This is a genomic window from Pseudomonadota bacterium, assembly GCA_023229365.1.
Classification (GTDB): Bacteria; Myxococcota_A; Polyangia; order JAAYKL01; family JAAYKL01; genus JALNZK01.
Genome location: JALNZK010000015.1, coordinates 58,788 through 72,618 on the forward strand (window position 1 = coordinate 58,788; position 13,831 = coordinate 72,618).

Here is a 13,831-nt window from a genome sequence, read left to right on the forward strand (position 1 = left end):
CCTCCTCCTAGACGGCCGCGCCGCTGCGGGCGGTTGTCTCGCCGCCCGTCGACGACATGCCGATGAGGCGGCCGCCTTCGAGCGCGACCACCCGGTGCGGGCGCGCCGCGATCAGCATGCGATCGTGGGTTGCGAGCACGATCGTCGTGCCGCGCCGGGAGACGCCCTCGAGCATGTCGAGCACGACGTTGGCGGAGAAGGCGTCGAGGCTGCCGGTCGGCTCGTCCGCGAGGATGATCTCGGGATCGCCGACGAGCGCGCGGGCGATCGCCACGCGCTGCTGCTCCCCGCCGGAGAGCCCGCCCGCCGGCTCCGCCCCTCGCCCGCCCATGCCGACGCGCTCGAGCGCCTCCTCGACGCGCCGCTCGATCTCCGCGCTCGACGCGCCGCGCACCTCGAGCGGGAGCGCGACGTTGCCCGCCGCGCTGAGGTCGTCCACGAGGCGGAAGTCCTGGAACACCACGCCCATCGAGCAGCGGAGCACGGAGATGGCGCCGCGCCGCAGGTCCGCGACGTCGTGCCCGTTGACGAAGAGGGCGCCGGTGTCCGGCGGTTCCGCGAGGTGCAGCACGCGCAGGAACGTGCTCTTGCCGGCACCGGACGCGCCCGTCACGTAGACGAACTCGCCGCGCCAGATGTCGAGCGACACGTCGAAAAGCGCGGGCCGATCCGGCCTGTAGAACCTGCTCACGCGCCGCAGCGAGACGAGCGGGAAGGGGTGATCGAAGCTCTCGCGACCTCTGCGCGTTTCCATGAGGCAGAGTGTGTCCTCGGCCCCGCGCTTTAGCAAAAAAACGGCTCCAACTGAACCCGCGTCCACTGAACGGGAGTGTGCTGTGGGCAAAGTTGTGGAAACACCGTGAAGAATACTGTGGATCTGTGCAGGAACACACTAGATATTGGCCATTACGGCCTAGCTGTGCACAACATATGGGGTATTTTCCTTGACAGCATATGGCAAAGCGGGCAGAACTCGTGGGTCGGCAACACTGAACAACACAAACCCATTTACGGTGAGCGCGTCGCCCGGCAGCGGGTCGGTACGGGCTCGCTGGAAGGGCTCTTTTCGGGGTTCGGCGCCCGGGCGCGTTCGCTGTGGGAGAGCGGCATGAGCACAACAGAGCGGTTCTCGATGAAAAGCGAGGGAGAGGTCGCGGACAAGAAGAAGAGGACCTCCGGCGGCGGCGGGGGGCTCAAGTTCTCGCGGCTCCTGACCAGCGTGGGCAGCCACCCTTACGACGAGGTCGCCTGGGAGCGCCGCGGGGCGTCGATCGCCAACGACAAGGGCGAGAAGATTTTCGACGTCGATGACGTCGAGGTGCCGGCGTTCTGGAGCCAGCTCGCGACGAATGTCGTGGTGTCCAAGTACTTCCGCAGCCAGAGCCGGTCCGGCGAGCGCGAGAAGTCCGTGCGGCAGATCATCGATCGCGTGGTCGGCGCGATCTCCTCGTGGGGGCGGCGCGACGGCTACTTCGCGTCGGAGCACGACGCCGAGACGTTCGAGATCGAGCTGACGCACGTGCTGCTCCACCAGCTCGCGACGTTCAACAGCCCGGTCTGGTTCAACGTGGGGATCGACAGCCACCCGCAGGCGTCGGCGTGCTTCATCAACGCGGTCGAGGACACCATGGACTCGATCATGCAGCTCGCCACGACCGAGGCGGCCCTGTTCAAGGGCGGCTCCGGCTCCGGCACGAACCTGTCGCCGATCCGCTCGTCGCGCGAGAAGCTGTCCCTCGGCGGCCAGGCGTCGGGCCCGGTGTCGTTCATGCGCGGGTTCGACGCGTTCGCCGGCGTGATCAAGAGCGGCGGCAAGACGCGGCGCGCCGCGAAGATGGTCATCCTCAACGTCGATCACCCGGACATCGTCGAGTTCATCAACTGCAAGGTCGAGGAGGAGAAGAAGGCCTGGGCGCTCATCGAGGCGGGCTACAGCGGCGACATCAACGGCCCGGCGTACGGCTCGGTGTTCTTCCAGAACTCCAACAACTCGGTGCGCGCCTCCGACGCGTTCATGCGCGCCGTGGTCGAGGATCGCACGTACGAGACCAAGGCGGTGCTCGACGGCACGCCGATGGACACCCTCCGCGCGCGCGACGTGCTCAAGCAGATCGCCGAGGCCACTCACGCCTGCGGCGATCCGGGGCTGCAGTTCGACGACACGATCAACGGCTGGCACACGTGCAAGGCGTCCGGTCGGATCAATGCGTCGAACCCGTGCTCCGAGTACATGTTCCTCGACAACACCGCGTGCAACCTCGGCTCCCTCAACCTGATGCGGTTCGTCAGGGAGGACGGCGAGTTCGACACGGATCTGTTCCGGCACGTCGTGGACATCATGATCACCGCGCAGGAGATCATCGTCGACAACGCGAAGTACCCGACCGAGCGGATCGCCGAGAACAGCCACCGGTATCGGCCGCTCGGGCTCGGCTACGCCAACCTCGGCGCGCTGCTCATGAGCCGCGGCCTCCCGTACGACAGCGACGCCGGGCGGGCCTACGCGGGCGGCCTCTCGGCGCTCATGACCGGCGAGGCGTACGCCCACTCCGCGCGCATCGCCTCCAAGATCGGCCCGTTCCCGGACTACGCGCCGAACGCCGAGGCGATGCTCGAGGTGATAGACAAGCATCGCGCGGCGGTGGACGACATCGACACGGAGCTCGCGTCGCCGGTCGTGATCCAGGCGGCGACGCAGGTCTGGGACGAAGCCCGCGCGCTCGGCCGGAAGCACGGCTTCCGCAACGCGCAGGTCACGGTGCTCGCGCCGACCGGGACGATCGCCTTCATGATGGACTGCGACACCACGGGGATCGAGCCGGATATCGCGCTCGTCAAGTACAAGCGCCTCGTGGGCGGCGGCATGCTGAAGATCGTGAACCAGTCCGTCCGCCGCGCGCTCGAGCGGCTCGGCTACACGCACAGGGAGGGTGATGCGATCCTCGCGCACATCGAGCGCACGGGCACGATCGAGGGCGCGCCCGACCTGAGCCCCGAGCACCTGCCGGTGTTCGACTGCGCGTTCCGCGCCGAATCCGGCTCGCGGACGATCGAGCCGCTCGGCCACATCCGCATGATGGCGGCGGTGCAGCCGTTCATCTCGGGCGCGATCTCGAAGACGGTCAACGTCCCCCCGGAGGCGACGGCCGACGAGATCTTCGAAACCTACCTTGAGGCGTGGAAGCTCGGGCTCAAGGCCGTGGCGATCTATAGGGACGGGTCCAAGCGCACGCAGCCCCTCTCGACGAGCGAGAAGGCGAAGAACATGCAGGCCGCGCGCGCCTACTCCCCCGAGATGGCGCGGAGGCGGCTGCCCGACGAGCGCCAGAGCATCACGCACAAGTTCGACATCTCCGGGCACGAGGGTTACATCACCGCCGGCATGTACGACGACGGGACGGTCGGCGAGATCTTCATCCGCATGGCGAAGGAGGGCTCGGTGGTGTCCGGCCTCATGGACTCCTTCGCCACCGCGATCTCGCTCGCGCTCCAGTACGGCGTGCCGCTCAAGGTGCTCGTCGACAAGTTCAGCCACACGCGGTTCGAGCCGTCCGGCATCACGCGCAACCCGGAGATCCCGATCGCCAAGTCGATCATGGACTACCTGTTCCGGTGGATGAACCTCAAGTTCGGCCCGCGGGAGTGTGCGCTCAACGGCATGAACATCGGCGACGGCGACGAGCCGCGGGTCACCGTGCGCTCGTCCGACATGAGCAGCATCGCGCCGGAGCCGTTCCGCGCGACGAGCGACTTCGCAGGGTTCGAGACCGAGGTCGACGCGCCGCCGTGCCCGGAGTGCGGATCGATCATGGTCCGCTCCGGCGCCTGCCACCGCTGCCTGAACTGCGGCGCGACGTCCGGCTGCAGCTGATCCTCCCCCGCGCCAGGAGGCGACACCCATGCAGCGAGGCAACCTGATCGTTTTCGAGGGGATCGACGGGGCCGGCACCACGACGCAGGCCGAGGAGCTCAGGCGGAGGTTCGCCGCCCGCGGCCTGCCCGCGACCGTGATGGCGCAGCCGTCGGGCGGGCCCGTGGGGATGCTCATCCGGCAGATCCTCAAGGGGAGGCTCGTCACGGTCGGCAACAAGCCGCCGGGCTGGATCACGATGTCGCTCCTTTTTGCGGCCGACAGGCAGGACCTCCAGGAGTCCGAGCTCGAGCCGAGCCTGCGCGACGGGATGAACGTCATCTGCGACAGGTACGTGCAGTCGTCGGTCGTCTACCAGAGCGTGAGCGCGAGGCGCGAGGGGGCGATCCCGTGGATCCTCGAGATCAACCGGCACATGCGCCGCCCGGACGTCGTGTTCTACCTGCGCGTCGATCCCGCGGACGCTAAGCGCCGCCGCGACGCGCGCTCGGACCGGCCCGAGATCTACGACGACCTCGAGCTGCAGACGCAGATCGCCGAGGCGTACGATCACATCGGCGAGACGTTCCCGGACGTCCCGTTCGTCACCGTGGACGGCTCGAGGCCCGTCGACGAGATCGCGGAGGAGATCTGGGCGGCCGTCGAGCGCATCCGCGCCACAGGAGCACCGATATGAACGCAATCGCTCGGCCTGCGACGCGGGGAGCCTCCCTCCAAGCTTTCGGGAGGCAACCCCGCTGCGCGGCCTCGCTAATATTCTCAATAACCTTATGTGTTCTAGCTTGTTGTGTTGCTGGATGTGGGGGATCGAAGATCGAGGCGGCGTCGAGCTCCGGTGACGTGAGCGCAGCCGAGGCGCCCGTCGTCGAGACGGAGCTGCGCCGGGCGGCGCTCGACGAGCTGCTCGCCAAGGGGCCGGCGTACGCGCTCGCCATGGTGCAGATCGACCCGGCGAAGAAGGACGGCAAGTTCGTCGGGTTCCGGATCGTGTCGTTCCGATCCGAGATCCCCGCCTATCTGGACCTGCGCCCCGGCGACGTCGTGACGCGGATCAACGACCTGCCGATCGAGCGGCCCGAGCAGTTCTTCGCGGTGTTCGAGGTGCTCCGGACCGCGGCCGAGGTGAAGCTCGACGTCCTGCGCGACGGCGCGCCGAAGACGATCACCGTTCCGATCGTCCCGTGAGCGGCGACCCGACCGCGCTATAGGAACAACATCCCTTCGCCGCGCGTTTCTACAGGTGCCGCAATTTTGACTCGGGCGATCAAACCCGTTTGAATGGGCACAACGCAGGGAGGGACCTCAAGCCATGAACATGACCAGCGTCTTTCTGGCCGGCGGTGCCGCCGACAAGCCGATGGGCAGCCTCGTCGACATGATCCGCCTCGTGCTCGAGGCGTCGCCGATCGTCAAGGGCGTCATCGTGTTGCTCGGGTTCTTCATCCTCGCGTGCGTGTTCATCATCCTCTACAAGTACATCCAGATCCGGCGCGCCCGCCGGCAGACACAGCGGTTCCTCGACGCGTTCTGGGAGTCGAAGCGGCTCGACGATATCTACTCCGCGGCCGAGACGTTCCACAGGAGCCCGATCTCCCAGCTGTTCCGCGCGGGCTACATCGAGCTGTCCAAGCTCAAGGGCGCCGCCGACAAGGGGAGCCCCGCGACGGACGAGACGCACGCCGGCGACATCGGGAACGTGGAGCGCGCCCTGCGCCGCGCGTCGACGAGCGAGATCACGCACCTCGAGAGCATGGTTCCGTTCCTCGCCACGACCGGCTCCACCGCGCCGTTCGTCGGCCTGTTCGGCACGGTGATAGGCATCATGATCTCGTTCATGAAGATCACCGCCGAGGGGTCGGCCGGCATGGAGGTCGTGTCCCAGGGGATCTCCGAGGCGCTCATCGCGACCGCGATAGGCCTTCTGGCGGCGATCCCGGCCGTGATCGCGTACAACTACTTCCTGCGCCAGATCCGCGTGCTGTCTTCGGAGATGGAGAACTTCTCGGCGGACTTCCTCAACATCGTGAAGCGCCACTTCCTGAAGTAGGGGGACGCCATGGGCTTTTCTTCGACTTCGGGACCCGGCACGCCGATGAGCGAGATCAACATCACGCCGTTCGTCGACGTGATGCTCGTCCTCCTGATCATCTTCATGGTCACCGCACCCATGATGGGCCGCGGCGTCGAGCTCGATCTGCCCAAGGCGAAGGCGGAGCCCATGGAGGTCGACCAGTCGAAGCTCGTGATGACGATAGACGCCGGGAGGCGCGTCTTCCTCGGCGAGACCGAGATCCCGCACGCCAAGCTTGAGGACGCGCTCGGGAGCAACGCGCGGCTCCGGCGCGAGGGCGAGCTGTACCTCCAGGCGGACGCGACCGTCCCGTACGGGTTCGTCGTGCAGGTGATGGCGATCATCAAGAAGGCCGGCATCCCGAAGCTCGGCATGATCACGGATCCGGCCCAGGGGAAGTGGCCGCCCGAGGAGGCCGCGCCCCCGTCGCCGTAGAGCGCCTAGCGCGAAGGCGATCCTGCGTCCTCCACGCCCGCGTCGGCGCCCTCTGCGAGCAGCGCCGCGGGAGCGATCGCCGGGACCGAGTCGGCGAGCCACCTGATGAACGCGAGCTGCAGATCGTGCGCGCCGTACGCGGTGTCGTTCACGGGCTCGTCGCGCATCGTGCCGAACGTGTCGTTCCCCCACATCGCCGCCTGGGGCATGAGGACGATCTCGCCGCCCTTCACCGGGAACCGGCGCGCCACCGTGACCGCGTGCCCGTCCGGCGCGGTGGCGTCGGCGAGCCGCGCGCCGCCGCGGACGACGACGTCGAGCAGGAACGGCGTCCCGCCCTTGATGTCCCTCGGGGCGCGATTTCTCCCGGAGCCGCCGAAGGACGCGGGGAGGACCGCCGCCGCCTTCAGATCGCGCCGGATCGAGAGATCGGGCGCCACGATCGGGAGCGCTGCTCCCGTGAGCCGGGCAACCTCGGGCTGCGTCCGCGAGACGAGCTGTGCGGGAGAGATCGTGCTCCCCCCGGTAGAGATCGAGAGGTTCGGGAGGAAGTGCGCGAGGAGTTGCGCCGTCCCGCGCTGCGGAGTGGACGGATCGAAGACGAGGACGATCCGCTGCCCCTGCGCGAGGCGCTTCGCCAGGATGTCGAGGTCGGAGGCGCTGTACTTCTCGGGCGGATCCGTCAGCACGAGGACGTCCGCCGGCTCGTCGAGATCGACGAGCCCGAGCGGCGCCACGCGCTCGTCGCGCGAGAAGTTGATGAACATCGGGTGGAAGCCGTTGCTCTTCCTGATGCCGATGTTCCACAGGGTGTGCGTGAGGTCGAACCCGATCTTCACGCCCGCCTGCGGGGCGTCCGCGATGTGGGGCTGCTCGTCCTCCCTTTGGGAGAGCCACGCGAAGGCGTTCATCGCGAAGCGGTAGTTGTCCCCGACCCCGAGCCACTGCACGCCCAGCGTGTTGTGATCCCCGATGACGACGACGCGGCCCTTGCCCTTCTCGACCGCCGCGATGAGCGGGATCCCCGGACCTGTGCGCTCGCCCGGATCCACGCGGCGGTTCGACTCCTTCGACGGCTTCAGGGTGATGTAGTTGCCCTCGTCCGCGTGCCCGTTGTCGGAGAGGAACGCGATGCCGTGCTCGGTCTCGAGCGGTGCGCCGCCCATCCAGCTCGTCACTCGGACCTTGCGGCTCACCGGGTGCTCCTTCCAGTTGCGGATGCGCAGGAGGATTTGGGTGTTGCCGATCGCGTACTCCGTCTCCCCGGGCTCCCGCGCGTAGGCCGCGGGCACCTTGACACCGAAGTGCGCGAGCAGCGGGTTGAGCACCTCGGAGCTGTCGTAGGCGTTGTTGTGCTCCGCGACCACGAAGAGCCCGCCGCCCTCCTCCACGAACCGAACGATGTCCGCGATCTCTTCGTCGCCCAGCCGGGAGAACGGCCTGTCCGGGACCGAGCGGCCGCCGGGCTTCAGGGTCGGGACGTTGAAGAACAGGACGTCGTGCTGCTTGAGGATCGCGTAGTCGAGCGGCCCCTCGCGCAGCTCGCGGTACCGGAAGTCGTGAAGCATCAGGTTGCCGAGCAGACGACTCGTCGACTGGGAGTGACAATATCGGAACTCGTAATCATCGAGCACGAAGTCCGGCCGCGCCTCCCATTGGTGGGAGATGTCCACGAGGATCGCGGTCTTGCCGTCGCCGACCCAGGGCTCGATGACGTACTTCGAGACCTCCTTCTCCCCGTCGCCACAGCCGGTCCCGACGACCACCGTTGCTGTAATCACCAAACAATACAGCGAAAGAATTCGGTTTTTTCTATGCACGTTCGCTCTCCCGATCCGATGCGGCCCAAGCTTCGGTTGGCTGGAAACGACACATATGATAAAGAGGGGACCTCTGCGAGTCAACGGGAGGCGAGGTGATAATGAGGCGCGCGGCTTTGTTGTTCGTGAGCATTCTCGCGCTGTTGCCGTCCGCGTGCGACCGCGGCGGCGCAACGCCGCCGGAGGTCAAGATCCGGAGCAGGGCAGACCAGCTGACGTATGGCGGCGAGCTCGACATCGGCACGCCGTTGAATCGGTACGTGAACGAGAAGACCACCGCCTCGCTGTTGGATCTTCGATCGTCCCTGCGCAAGCCGATGATGCGGGTGTTCGAGCTCCTCAAGGGGCCGGACGTGACGCGCCGAAGGCCCACGCCGATGGCCTCCCTCCAGGCGCCGTTCGGCGACGAATCGAGTGGCCCGCGGCCTGAGCTCGTCGAGGTGCTGCGGCTCGCCGGGTTTCGATTGATCAGCCTCGGCACACGGGGGCTGGCGCTCGCGGACGAGGCGGGCGCCGAGACCACCGTCCAGGTGCTGCGCGACGCCGGGATCGCCCCCGTCGGGCTCGCGGGCGCGGACGGCGCGCCGCTGGTGCACAGGACCGCGATCGGCGACACGAAGGCGTCGATCGTCGGCTTCGGTTTCGTCGATCGGGCGCCGCGCAACGAGGTCATCGCCGCGTACGAGACCAATCGAGCCGATGCTGCGGTGGCGGCCGCGAAGGCGGCCTTTTCGGGCGACGGCGATCGCGGCGCGCTCTCCTTTGCGGTCGTGGGATGGGCCGACAAACAGGACTCGGCCGCACGCCGCAAGATCGCGCACGCCTTGATCGACGACGCCGGGGTCGACGTCGTGCTCGGCCACTTTGCGGGAGCTTTCGAGGGGATCGAGGCGCACGGGGGCGGGCTCGTCGTCTACAACCCGGGCCTCCTCTTCAGCTGCAACGTCGCCAAGGACTCGATCGAGCAGGCGTTCGTCTACCGGATCCACCTCGCGGGGGGCGCGCTCTCCTGGGTCGAGGCGCAGCCGATCGAGCTGCGTCGGCGGTCGAGCAACATCGGGATGGGCACGGCCAACACGTACGGCGCCGTCGACAAGCTCGTCGCGCAGTCGGCGAAGCTCGACACGAAGATGGGCGACGAGTTCGGCAGGGGGATCCTGGATCTGCCGGTCGCGAACGGGCGCGAGTAGAGCGTCACCATGCCGAAAATCGTCGTGACGGGCGGGTGCGGGTTCATCGGATCGAATTTCCTCGTCCGGTTCGTTCCCGAGATGGCGGATTCGAAGTTCGTCAACGTCGACAAGCTCACGTACGCGGGGAACCCCGCGAGCGTCGCGGAGATCGCGAACGCGCCGAACTACGAGTTCGCGCGCGTCGACGTCGCCGATGTCGAGGCCGTGCGCGCCCTGTTCGACGAGGTGAAGCCGGACTGGGTGTTCCACTTCGCCGCCGAGAGCCACGTGGACAGGAGCATCCACGGGCCGCGGGAGTTCTTCCTCTCGAACGTCATCGGCACGGTGAACCTGCTCGAGGCGTGCCGCCAGCTCTGGAAGACGGCGGACGGCCACGTGTTCCACCACGTGAGCACGGACGAGGTGTACGGCTCGCTCGGCGCGGAGGGCGCCTTCAAGGAGACCACGCCGTACGATCCGAGCAGCCCCTACTCCGCGTCGAAGGCGGCGAGCGATCACGCGGTGCGGGCGTACCACCGCACGTACGGGCTGCCGGTCGTGGTCACGAACTGCTCGAACAACTACGGCCCGCGCCAGTTCCCGGAGAAGCTCGTCCCGCTCATGATCCTCAACGCGCTCGAGGGCAAGCCGCTCCCGGTATACGGCCGCGGCGCGAACGTGCGCGACTGGCTCTTCGTCGAGGACCACTGCGAGGCGATCATGGCCGCGGCGACGCGCGGCGCGCCGGGAACGACCTACAACATCGGCGGCTCGTGCGAGCTCGCCAATCTCGACGTCGTGCGCGCGATCTGCGACGCGGTCGCGGAGGGGACCGGGAAGGATCCGGCGGCGCTGCGCCGCCTCGTGACGTTCGTCGCCGATCGCCCGGGGCACGACTTCCGCTACGCGATGGACACGGCGAAGATCCGCGCGGAGCTGGGTTGGGAGCCGCGCGAGAACTTCGCGACCGGGATGAAGCGCACCGTGCGCTGGTACCTCGACAACCCGGGCTGGATCGACGGCGTGCGAACGGGCGAGTACCGCAAGTGGATGGAGACGAACTACTCCGGAAGGACCGCGCGATGATAAAAAAGGCGATCATTCTGGCCGGCGGCGCGGGCACGCGCCTCCACCCGGTGACGCTGGCGACGAGTAAGCAGCTCCTGCCGGTCTACGACAAGCCGATGATCTACTACCCGCTCTCCACGCTCATGCTGGCGGGGATCCGCGAGGTGCTGATCATCACGACGCCGCGCGACAGCCAGGCGTTCCGGGATCTCCTCGGCGACGGCGCGCAGTGGGGCCTGTCGCTCTCGTACGCGGTGCAGCCCGACCCGGGCGGCCTCGCGCAGGCGTTCCTCGTGGGCGAGCGGTTCGTCGGCGGCGGATCGTGCGGCCTCGTGCTCGGCGACAACCTGTTCTACGGCCACGGGCTCTCGGACACGCTCGAGCGCGCGACACAGCTCGAGCACGGCGCCACCGTGTTCGCCTACCGGGTCGAGCGGCCGCAGGAGTACGGCGTCGTCGAGCTCGCACCGGACGGACGCGCCCTCTCCCTCGAGGAGAAGCCCGCGAAGCCGAGGTCGCGCTGGGCGGTCACGGGGCTGTACTTCTACGACGAGCGGGTGGTCGGGCTCGCGAAGAGCCTCACGCCCTCGGCGCGCGGCGAGCTCGAGATCACGGATCTGAACCGGTTGTACCTCGAGGACGGATCGCTGCGCGTGGAGCGCCTCGGCCGCGGGAACGCCTGGCTCGACACCGGCTCCCACGCGTCGCTGCTCCAGGCGTCGCTGTTCGTGGAGACCGTGGAGCAGCGCCAGGGCCTGCTTATCGCGTGCCCGGAGGAGATCGCGTGGAGCCGCGGCTGGATCTCCGACGAGCAGCTCCGCAGGCTCGGCGAGTCGCTCTCCAAGAACGAGTACGGCAGATATCTTCTCCGACTGCTCGACGAGGAGCGCGGCTGATGCGCGTCCTCGAGACCGAGATCCCGGGCGTTTTGATCGTCGAGCCGCAGCTCTTCGGCGACGCGCGGGGATCCTTCGTCGAGACCCACAGACAGGAGACGTATGCCGCCGCCGGCATCGCGCCCGAGGGCTTCGTGCAGGACAACCTCTCGCTCTCGCGTGGGGGCGTGCTCCGCGGCCTGCACTACCAGTGGCCGAACCCGCAGGGGAAGCTCGTCCAGGTGCTCACCGGGGAGGTGTTCGACGTTGCGATCGACATTCGCGTCGGCTCGCCCACGTACGGAAAGTGGATCGGCGCGCAGCTCTCGGGCGAGAACCGGCGCCAGCTCTATGTCCCGCCGGGCTTCGCCCACGGGTTCGCCGTGCTGAGCGAGTCCGCCCTGTTCGCGTACAAGTGCACCGCGTACTACGATCCGTCGGCGGACCGAGGTGTCGCGTGGGACGATCCGGAGATCGCGATCGCGTGGCCGATCGCCGCGCCGGAGCTGTCCGCCAAGGATCGCGCGGCGCCGAGGCTCGCGGAGATCCCCAAGGAGAAGCTCCCCATCTACGTGCCGCCGACAGGATCGCGCCTTTGAGCGGCCAGGGTTCACGGCCGAGGATCCTCGTCACCGGCCGCGACGGCCAGGTCGGGTTCGAGCTCGTCCGCGCGCTCGCCCCGCTCGGCGAGATCCGCGCCGTGGACGTGGGCGACGTCGATCTTTGCGATCCGGACGCGATCCAGGATCTCGTCCGCGGGCTGCGCCCGTCTCTCATCGTGAACCCGGCGGCGTACACCGCGGTGGACAAGGCCGAGATCGAGGCCGACGTCGCGCGCGCCGTGAACGCCGCGGCGCCGGGGATCCTGGCGGAGGAGGCGGCGCGGCTCGGAGCGCCGATCCTGCACTACTCCACCGACTACGTGTTCGACGGCGCCAAGCGCGAGCCCTACCTCGAGGAGGACGCGCCGTCGCCGACCGGCGTGTACGGCCGCACCAAGCTCGAGGGCGAGGAGGCGGTCCGAAGATCGGGCGCCCGCCACGTCATCCTCCGTCTCGCCTGGGTGTACGGGACGCGCGGGCACAACTTCCTCCTGACGATGTTGCGATTGGGGCGCGAGCGGAAGTCGCTGCGGGTCGTCGACGATCAGATCGGCAGCCCCACGTGGTGCCGCCTGATCGCCGAGGCGTCGGCTGTCCTGTGCCGGGATCTGCTCCGAGGCGAGGGCGTGCCGTCCGGCGTCTACCACCTGCCCGCCGGGGGCGAGACGAGCTGGCACGGCTTCGCGCAGGCGATCTTCGACGCCGCCGCCGCTGGGGGACGAGGCGAGCGGCCGGAGATCGAGGCGATCCCCACTTCCGCGTACCCGACGCCCGCGAGGCGGCCGACCTATTCGGTCCTTTCTGGAAAGAGGCTCGAAGCCGCGGCGGGGATCGCCCTGCCGGACTGGCGGGTGCAGCTCGGGCTCGCCCTGGCGGGCGCATCCGGGCTCGAGGAGCGAGTCGCGTGAGAAAGAAACGGAAACACCGGCTGCTCGTCTTCGTCGTGGCCTACAACGCCGAGTCGACGCTGCTCAAGGTGCTCGACCGGATCCCGGCGGCGCTCTTCGACGCGTACGACACCGAGGTGCTCGTCATCGACGACGCCTCCCGCGACCGGACCTTCGAGGTCGGGCGGGAGCGCGCCGCCTCCGCGACGCGGTACGCGTTCACCATGCTCCAGAACCCCGTGAACCAGGGGTACGGCGGCAACCAGAAGCTCGGCTACGAATACGCGATGCGACACGGCTTCGACAGCGTCGCCCTGCTGCACGGGGACGGGCAGTACGCGCCGGAGAAGCTGCCGGATCTGATCGCGCCGATCGCAGCGGGCGAGGCGGACGCCGTGTTCGGGACGCGCATGGCGGTGAGCGGCGACGCGCTCAAGGGCGGCATGCCGATGTACAAGTTCGTCGGGAACAAGATCCTGACCGCGTTCCAGAACGCCGTCCTCGGCACGCGGCTCAGCGAGTTCCACTCGGGGTTCCGCGCCTACTCCGTGCAGGCGCTGCGCGAGATCCCGTTCCAGCTCAACTCGAACGACTTCCACTTCGACACCGAGATCATCGTCCAGCTGGTCCTCGGGAAGCGCCGCATCCTCGAGATCCCGATGCCGACCTACTACGGCGACGAGGTGTGCTACGTGAACGGCGTGAAGTACGCGAAGGACGTCGTCGTCGCGACGCTCGCGTCCCGGGCACACAAGGCCGGCCTCAAGTACCAGCGCAAGTACGACGTGGAGGGCGGGGCGGAGCCGTACGACGTCAAGCTCGGCTACTCGTCCTCGCACACCGCCGCGATCGACGCCGTGCCCGAGGGATCCAAGGTCCTCGACATCGGCTGCGGCCCGGGGCTCGTGGCGCGGGAGCTCCAGGGCAAGGGGTGCACGGTCGTCGGGCTCGACCTGCGGGAGCCCGACCCCGCGAACATGACCAGGTTCATCCGCTGGGATCTGAACGCCGACACGATCCCAGATCGGAA

The 13,831-nt window shown here is 68.2% G+C and carries 13 protein-coding genes; 11 read left to right on the forward strand and 2 right to left on the reverse strand.

All coding sequences use genetic code 11. The features are described from left to right. Nucleotides 1–7 precede the first annotated feature (7 nt). Nucleotides 8–754: an ATP-binding cassette domain-containing protein gene (locus M0R80_10270; protein ID MCK9460012.1), complete on the reverse strand. Its 747-nt coding sequence runs from the start codon at nucleotides 752–754 to the stop codon at nucleotides 8–10. 354 nt (nucleotides 755–1,108) lie between these two features. Between M0R80_10270 and M0R80_10275 the strand changes: the two genes are divergently transcribed. The 5 genes from M0R80_10275 (at nucleotide 1,109) to M0R80_10295 (ending at nucleotide 6,377) form a co-directional block, all read left to right on the forward strand. Continuing rightward, the gene (locus tag M0R80_10275) at nucleotides 1,109–3,871 is read left to right on the forward strand and encodes a vitamin B12-dependent ribonucleotide reductase (protein ID MCK9460013.1); all 2,763 of its coding nucleotides are present in this window, start codon (nucleotides 1,109–1,111) and stop codon (nucleotides 3,869–3,871) included. A 28-nt stretch (nucleotides 3,872–3,899) separates the two neighbouring features. Then, entirely contained in the window at nucleotides 3,900–4,547 is a 648-nt protein-coding gene (gene tmk, locus M0R80_10280; protein ID MCK9460014.1) for a dTMP kinase, read from the forward strand. A 164-nt stretch (nucleotides 4,548–4,711) separates the two neighbouring features. Next, entirely contained in the window at nucleotides 4,712–5,056 is a 345-nt protein-coding gene (locus tag M0R80_10285; protein MCK9460015.1) for a PDZ domain-containing protein, read from the forward strand. A 124-nt stretch (nucleotides 5,057–5,180) separates the two neighbouring features. After that, nucleotides 5,181–5,918 (forward strand): MotA/TolQ/ExbB proton channel family protein, encoded by a 738-nt coding sequence (locus M0R80_10290; GenBank protein ID MCK9460016.1) that lies wholly within the window; start codon nucleotides 5,181–5,183, stop codon nucleotides 5,916–5,918. A gap of 9 nt (nucleotides 5,919–5,927) precedes the next feature. After that, nucleotides 5,928–6,377: a biopolymer transporter ExbD gene (locus M0R80_10295; protein ID MCK9460017.1), complete on the forward strand. Its 450-nt coding sequence runs from the start codon at nucleotides 5,928–5,930 to the stop codon at nucleotides 6,375–6,377. A 5-nt stretch (nucleotides 6,378–6,382) separates the two neighbouring features. Here M0R80_10295 and M0R80_10300 read toward each other — a convergent pair whose 3' ends face one another. After that, on the reverse strand, nucleotides 6,383–8,158 hold the full coding sequence (locus tag M0R80_10300; protein ID MCK9460018.1) for a hypothetical protein: 1,776 nt from the start codon (nucleotides 8,156–8,158) through the stop codon (nucleotides 6,383–6,385). Between the two features lie 140 nt (nucleotides 8,159–8,298). Between M0R80_10300 and M0R80_10305 the strand changes: the two genes are divergently transcribed. The 6 genes from M0R80_10305 to M0R80_10330 all read left to right on the forward strand — a co-directional run. Next, complete coding sequence (locus M0R80_10305) at nucleotides 8,299–9,387, forward strand: CapA family protein (GenBank protein MCK9460019.1); 1,089 nt, start codon at nucleotides 8,299–8,301, stop codon at nucleotides 9,385–9,387. Between the two features lie 9 nt (nucleotides 9,388–9,396). After that, nucleotides 9,397–10,455 (forward strand): dTDP-glucose 4,6-dehydratase, encoded by a 1,059-nt coding sequence (gene rfbB / locus M0R80_10310; GenBank protein MCK9460020.1) that lies wholly within the window; start codon nucleotides 9,397–9,399, stop codon nucleotides 10,453–10,455. Further along, nucleotides 10,452–11,333, forward strand: coding sequence for a glucose-1-phosphate thymidylyltransferase RfbA (gene rfbA / locus M0R80_10315; protein MCK9460021.1), 882 nt, complete (start codon nucleotides 10,452–10,454; stop codon nucleotides 11,331–11,333). Before rfbB ends, rfbA begins: the two co-directional genes overlap by 4 nt. Next, entirely contained in the window at nucleotides 11,333–11,911 is a 579-nt protein-coding gene (rfbC, locus tag M0R80_10320; protein MCK9460022.1) for a dTDP-4-dehydrorhamnose 3,5-epimerase, read from the forward strand. Before rfbA ends, rfbC begins: the two co-directional genes overlap by 1 nt. Further along, nucleotides 11,908–12,822, forward strand: coding sequence for a dTDP-4-dehydrorhamnose reductase (gene rfbD, locus M0R80_10325; GenBank protein MCK9460023.1), 915 nt, complete (start codon nucleotides 11,908–11,910; stop codon nucleotides 12,820–12,822). Before rfbC ends, rfbD begins: the two co-directional genes overlap by 4 nt. After that, nucleotides 12,819–13,831: glycosyltransferase (locus tag M0R80_10330; protein ID MCK9460024.1), on the forward strand; the 1,013-nt coding region annotated here is incomplete at its 3' end. The genes rfbD and M0R80_10330, both read left to right, overlap by 4 nt.

Excerpts from the sequence above, each read along its gene's own strand:
- M0R80_10270 (MCK9460012.1), bottom strand. The coding sequence starts at position 754 with ATGGAAACGCGCAGAGGTCGCGAGAGCTTCGATCACCCCTTCCCGCTC.
- M0R80_10275 (MCK9460013.1), top strand. The coding sequence starts at position 1,109 with ATGAGCACAACAGAGCGGTTCTCGATGAAAAGCGAGGGAGAGGTCGCG.
- tmk (MCK9460014.1), top strand. The coding sequence starts at position 3,900 with ATGCAGCGAGGCAACCTGATCGTTTTCGAGGGGATCGACGGGGCCGGC.
- M0R80_10290 (MCK9460016.1), top strand. The coding sequence starts at position 5,181 with ATGAACATGACCAGCGTCTTTCTGGCCGGCGGTGCCGCCGACAAGCCG.
- M0R80_10295 (MCK9460017.1), top strand. The coding sequence starts at position 5,928 with ATGGGCTTTTCTTCGACTTCGGGACCCGGCACGCCGATGAGCGAGATC.
- M0R80_10305 (MCK9460019.1), top strand. The coding sequence starts at position 8,299 with ATGAGGCGCGCGGCTTTGTTGTTCGTGAGCATTCTCGCGCTGTTGCCG.
- rfbB (MCK9460020.1), top strand. The coding sequence starts at position 9,397 with ATGCCGAAAATCGTCGTGACGGGCGGGTGCGGGTTCATCGGATCGAAT.
- rfbA (MCK9460021.1), top strand. The coding sequence starts at position 10,452 with ATGATAAAAAAGGCGATCATTCTGGCCGGCGGCGCGGGCACGCGCCTC.
- rfbC (MCK9460022.1), top strand. The coding sequence starts at position 11,333 with ATGCGCGTCCTCGAGACCGAGATCCCGGGCGTTTTGATCGTCGAGCCG.